The sequence below is a fragment of the Achromobacter sp. genome, assembly GCF_036567245.1.
GTDB lineage: Bacteria > Pseudomonadota > Gammaproteobacteria > Burkholderiales > Burkholderiaceae_B > Achromobacter.
Genome location: NZ_DATCUY010000334.1, coordinates 1 through 2,809, shown reverse-complemented (window position 1 = coordinate 2,809; position 2,809 = coordinate 1). Strand labels below are relative to the sequence as shown.

The following is a 2,809-nucleotide window of genomic DNA, read 5'->3' as shown; positions in this document are numbered from 1 at the left end:
AGCCAGCGCGCGGCGCAGCTTGGCGCCGTCGCGGCAGCCTTCCATATAGGCCATGATGACGCGGGTATCGGCGTCGCGCGCCAGCCATTCGATGCAGTCGGCGACGTCGATGTCGGCCTCGTTGCCGGTGCTGATCCAGTGCGACAGGCCCAGGCCGCGCTCGCGCGCCATGCTGTAGGCGTAGGCGCCGAATGCGCCGCTCTGCGACACCATGCCGATGCCGCCGGGGGCGACGACGCCGTTGGCCGGGGCCGGCGAGAACGTCGCATAGACCTTGCGCCGCACGTTCATGAAGCCCAGGCAATTGGGGCCCAGCAGGCGGATGCCGCGCTCGCGCGCGATGGCGCAGAGCCGCTCCTGCTGCGCCGCGCCTTCTGCGCCGGTCTCGGAGAAGCCGGAGGTGAACACCACCGCCGCGCCCACCTGGCCGGGCCGGGCGCGTTCCAGCGCCTGCGCGGCATGGGCAGCAGGCACGGCCAGGATGGCCAGGTCCACGTCCGCGTCCAGCGCGTCCAGGCCGGGGACGGCAGGGAGGCCGGCGATGGTATCCGCGCGCGGGTTGACGGGGATGATGCGGCCGCCGTAGCCGTGCTGGAGCAGCAGGCTGATCGGCATCGCGCCGATCTTGCCCGGCGTGGCCGAGGCGCCGACGATGGCGATGCCTTGCGGATCGAAGAGGCGGGACAGGGAAGTGTCGGTCATGATGTGGCGATGAAGAATCAGGAGAAACGCACGACGCTGCGGCCGGTGCTGCTGCGTTCGAGCATGGCGGCCAGCGCCTGGGGCAGTTCGCGGGGTTCGATGACGCGCGCGATCAGGTCGAGATGCGCGGGACGGTATTCGGCAGCGAACTTGTGCCACACCTGGCGCCGTAGCGGCATGGGGCTGTTGGCGTTGATACCCAGCAGCTTGACGCCACGCAGGATGAAGGGGATGACCGAGGTGGGCAGTTCCGCGCCGCCCGCATTGCCGAAGGCGGCGGCCACGCCGTCCGGCTTCAGGCTGGCTAGCGCGTGCGCCAGCAGCGGGCCGCCCACGGAATCGATGACGCCGGCCCAGCGCGCGCTCAGCAGCGGCTTGATTCCGGCCGACAGATCGGGCGGCGCGATCACGTCCTGTGCACCCAGCGAGCGCAGATAGTTCTCCGCATCCCGCTTGCCGGACATGGCGCAGACGCGATAGCCGCGCTGGCTCAGGATGTCGATGGCGACGCCAGCGACGCCGCCGGTGGCGCCGGTCACCAGCACCTCACCCTGATCCGGGGTCAAGCCGCAGTGCTCCATCCAGTGCAGCGACAGGGCGGCGGTATAGCCCGCGGCGCCCAGCACGGCGGCATCGCGCAGCCCGATGCCGGCGGGCAGCGGCAGCACCCAGTCATGGCGCACCCGCGCGTACTCGGCATAACCGCCGTCGCAATCCACGCCGATGCCGAAGCCGTGCACCACGACCTCCTGGCCGGGCGTGAGCGCCGGATCGGCGGAATGCACCACGGTGCCAGACAGGTCTATGCCGCCGATGCGCGGATACTCGCGGATGATGCCGCCGCGCCCGGCCTGGGCCAGTGCGTCCTTGTAGTTCAGGCCCGCGTAGGCCACCTTGATGAGCGTGTCGCCCGTGGACAGCTGATCCGCGGTCAAGGTGTCGAAGCGGCCTTGCGGCGGCTCGCCCGCCGCGCCTGCGTGCAGGCGGTAGGCCTGGAATTCGGGATTCTGCATGCTCGTCTCCGTTGAGGCTCAGGCTTGCGCCAGCAGCCGGCGCGCCAGCGTGGCGCGGTGTAGTTCATTGGCGCCGTCGTAGATGCGGAAGGGGCGCATTTCCTGCCAGACCATGGCCACGGGCGTGTCGTCGGACAGGCCGGACGCGCCCATCATCTGTACGGCGCGGTCGGCCACGCGGTTCACCGCTTCGGACACGAAGACCTTGGCCATGGCGCTGTGTTGTTTCACCGACAGGCCTTCGTCCATGCGGCCGGCGCAGTCCAGTGTCATGAGGCGGGCGGCGTGCAGGTCGATATGCGAATCCGCCACCATGGCCTGGATCTGCTGCAGGTCCGCCAGGCGCGAGCCGAACGACTCGCGCTGCATTACATAGGCTTGCGCCGTTTCGAGCGCGCGTCGCGCGCGGCCGATGTAGCGCATGCAGTGGGACAGGCGGGCCGGCTCCAGCCGCAGCTGCGCATGCTCCAGTCCGCGGCCGGGCTCACCCAGCACGGCCTCGTCGCCGACCTCGCAGTCCTGCAGCAGGATCTCGGCGTGGCCGCCGATCTGGTAGCCCGTGACCATGCCGATATCGCGGACCACGCAATAGCCCGGCGTATCGGCAGGCACCAGGAACAGCGTCGCGCCGGTATCGGTGCGCGCCAGCACCAGCGCGAAATCCGCGCCCACGCCGCCGCTGATGAATTGCTTGTGGCCGTTCAGCACCCAGCCCGCGCCGCGCCGCTCGGCGCGGGTGCGCAGCATGGATGGGTCGGAGCCGGCGCCGGGCGCGGGCTCGGTCATGGCGAAGCAGGCACGCTGCTCGCCGCGCACCAGCGGCGCAAGGAAGCGTTCCTGCTGGGCAGGGTTACCCAGGCGCAGCAACGTCAGCATGTTGGGCTGGTCGGGCGCGGCGCAGTTCAACGCGGCCGGTCCCAGAAAGCCGCGACCGGCCGCTTCCAGCACTTGCGCCAGCGCGCGCCAGCCCAGCCCCAGCCCGCCAAGTTCCACCGGTAGTTGCGGCGCGTAGAGGCCGGCGTCCCGGGCTTGCACGCGCAAGCGCGCTACACATTCGTCCAAGGCCGCCACGTTGCGGGCGATGGCGGGGGATT

General features: G+C 70.6%; 3 protein-coding genes. All 3 read right to left on the bottom strand.

Annotation, left to right across the window (positions count from 1 at the left end):
- On the bottom strand, positions 1 to 702 hold a 702-nt coding region (locus VIR09_RS14490), incomplete at its 3' end, for a CoA-binding protein (RefSeq protein WP_332013496.1).
- A 17-nt stretch (positions 703 to 719) separates the two neighbouring features.
- A complete protein-coding gene (locus tag VIR09_RS14485) occupies positions 720 to 1,715 on the bottom strand; it encodes an acryloyl-CoA reductase (RefSeq protein ID WP_332013495.1) in 996 nt (331 codons plus the stop codon).
- A gap of 18 nt (positions 1,716 to 1,733) precedes the next feature.
- A partial coding sequence (locus tag VIR09_RS14480) for an acyl-CoA dehydrogenase family protein (RefSeq protein ID WP_332013494.1) occupies positions 1,734 to 2,809 on the bottom strand: 1,076 nt, incomplete at its 5' end.